The following is a 2,814-nucleotide window of genomic DNA, read 5'->3' as shown; positions in this document are numbered from 1 at the left end:
GAGTGCAATTCTCGGACGGTAGCGCACTGCGAATGGTTGTTCCGCTGAACGACGCCTACCTCATCCTTCGAGAGAGCGTGGTGTCGGCGCGTGAATCCGACGCGTCCACGAGCGTTCTGCTGTCCTCGGGGCAACAACTCGTCGGGACGCGCTAGCGCGGTTCGACGGTGCCTTATCCCCTGGCACCTGGTGAGCGCGAACTGGTCATGACGAAACCGGTTGCGGCGCAGTCTCCGCCAGTGCTCGAATGAGATTGCGTTGAATGTCCGTGGCGGGAACGGTGGCATCGACCACTGCGGACACCGGCAGCTGCAGTCTGCGTTGCGCTTCGGTGCGGAACACGAGACCGGTTCGGGGTGTGCTTTCGGCTGTGCTGGCGTACAGGATGGACCAGCAGTCGGGGTGGTTGAGCAGTTCGGCGCTGGCGGTGTGGTCCAGCGCGACGGGTGGGCCGAAGGTCAGGCGCAGGCCGCTTCGTTTCATCGCTCCCTCGACCACCCGGTGCAGCAAAATCTGCTCGCTACGCTTGGGGAGCAGCAGGGGGTAGTGCGTCAATTGCTCGAGGCTGGGGTTTTCCTCGCCGGCGAGCGGATGGCCCTCGGCCAATGCCACGACGAGGTCTTCGGTCCACAGTTCCGTGGCGTCGAGGCCCGAGCGTTCCACGCTGCCACGGATGAGCGCTACCTGACAGTCCCCCGACGTGACGGCTTCGATTTGCTCCGTGAATCGTTTGAGAACGAAGTCGATCTCGGCGTCGGGATGCTGCTCGCGCACCTGCACGATCGCCGCGAGAGCATTGGCGGCGAAGGTCATGTTCCCGGTCAGGCGCAGTTTGTTGCGGCGGCGCGAGGTCAACGCAAGGGCAGCCTGTTCCAGCTCGACCATATGCCGAGCGATCGAGACCAATTGTGCTCCGACGACGGTCAATCGGACGGACCGCGACGTACGCTCGAACAACGCCTCGCCCATCTCTCGTTCGAGTTTGCCTATTTGCAGACTGATGGCGGATTGCGATACGTAGCAGCGTTCGGCTGCACGCGAGAAGTTCAATTCCTCGCCGACCGCGAGGAAGTATTTCAGCTGACGTAGCTCCACCGTGACTCCATCCATGAGTTTTGCTCATCGATGCTATTCCATCTTTCGCGTTGATAACCACTCGGACCGAGCGTTCCATGGGTAGTGCACCGCAAACGGAAAGGGAGTGTGTCGTGGACACGTACGAGGTCGTCATCGTTGGATCGGGCTTCGGAGCCCTGGCCGCCGCCAAGACTCTGGGCAAGGCCGGCGTGAGGTTCTCGCTCGTCTCCAGCACCACCGAACACCTCTTTCAACCACTGCTCTACCAGGCCGCGACCGGCATGCTGTCCACCGGAGAGATCGCCCCTCCGATCAGGCAGATCCTCGCGGACTACGACTGCGCCGACGTGCGACTCGGACGCGTCGTCGACGTCGATCCGGAGCGCCACACCGTCACCTACACCGGGGCGGGTGCGTCGCACACCATCGGCTTCGGCCGGCTGATCGTCGCGACGGGAGCAACGCAGGCCTACTTCGGCCGCGACGAGTTCAAGGACCGCACCTTCGCCCTCAAGACCGTCGACGACGCGATCGCGCTCCGCGAGCAGATCCTCAGCTGTTACGAAACTGCCCATCAAACAACCGATCTCGACGAGAAGAAGCAACTGCTCAGCTTCGTGGTGGTCGGCGCGGGTGCCACCGGCGTCGAGCTCGCCGGGCAGATCAGAGACCTCGCGCACCGGTACTTCGCAGGGTCTTTCCCGGACATCACGCCCGACGACGTGACGGTCACCCTCGTCGACGGCGTCAAGGATGTATTGCCCGCATTCGGCGGCAAGCTCAGCGCCTACGCACGCTCGAAGCTCGAAAAGTCCGGCGTCGACGTCGTGACCGGAGCCATGGTCACCGACATCGTCGACGACACCGTCACGATCCAGGACGTCGATACGAAGGCGACGCGCACCATCGCGGCCAAAACGGTTGTCTGGTCGGCGGGCGTGCAGGCCAGCGACCTCGCGGCGACGGTCGCCGAGCGCACCGGGTGCGACACCGACAGAGCGGGTCGCCTCCTGATTCACGACGACCTCACCGTCGGCGCGGGCAGTGATATTTATGCCATCGGCGACGTGACGTCGCTGAACGGGCTCCCTGGTCAGTCGCCCGTCGCGATGCAGCAGGGCCGTCACGTCGCGAAGATGATCACCGGAAAGGTCGACGCCGGAACGCCTTTCCGTTACGTCGACAAGGGCAGTATGTCGATCGTCGGCCGGTTCAGTGCCGTGGCGCGACTGTTCGGCAAGATCGACATGTCGGGTCCGGTCGCCTGGGTGATGTGGCTGGCAGTGCACCTGATGTACATGGTTGGATTCCGCAACCGCTACATCGCGGTGGTGTCGTGGATGACCTCGTACATCGGCGACAAGCGGCCGCACTTCCAGTACACCGACAGGTTGGCCGTTCGCACACAAACGAAGGTGGCGGAAGAGCGCGAAGCGGCCTGACCATCAGGGTTGCCGAACCGCGTAAGTATTCGTAGAACAAACCGCCAGACTGTTTATGACGAGAGAATCCGTGACTAAGGTCTGTTTGTGGGCTACCGTTCTCTGGCGGAGCCCGGACGGTGGCTGCGCGGAAAGGTGACCGGGTATGACGACGGCCGTGGTGTCTCCGGACAGTATCCAAAGTGTCAGCCTGGGAGGGCGTCCTGCGTCTCGCCATCTTCGGGGAACGCGCGAGACGACCCAGCGTCTGGTGGAGCACGTACTCACCACCACGCGATGCCGAGAACTCACGGAC

2 protein-coding genes are annotated in these 2,814 nt (G+C 63.2%); one reads left to right on the top strand and one right to left on the bottom strand.

Annotated features, from left to right (window positions below; translation table 11 throughout):
* Nucleotides 1–204: 204 nt before the first annotated feature.
* Nucleotides 205–1,095, bottom strand: coding sequence for a LysR family transcriptional regulator (locus WBQ44_RS04015; protein WP_495565447.1), 891 nt, complete (start codon nucleotides 1,093–1,095; stop codon nucleotides 205–207).
* Between the two features lie 113 nt (nucleotides 1,096–1,208).
* Here WBQ44_RS04015 and WBQ44_RS04010 point away from each other — a divergent pair, with 113 nt between their 5' ends.
* Nucleotides 1,209–2,519, top strand: a complete 1,311-nt coding sequence (locus WBQ44_RS04010; protein WP_495565446.1) for an NAD(P)/FAD-dependent oxidoreductase — start codon at nucleotides 1,209–1,211, stop codon at nucleotides 2,517–2,519.
* Nucleotides 2,520–2,814: the final 295 nt, after the last annotated feature.

Source organism: Rhodococcus sp. (in: high G+C Gram-positive bacteria) (genome assembly GCF_049591685.1).
Taxonomy (GTDB): domain Bacteria; phylum Actinomycetota; class Actinomycetes; order Mycobacteriales; family Mycobacteriaceae; genus Rhodococcoides.
The sequence above is the reverse complement of the archived record's forward strand: the minus strand, read 5'-3'. Positions and strand labels throughout refer to the sequence as shown.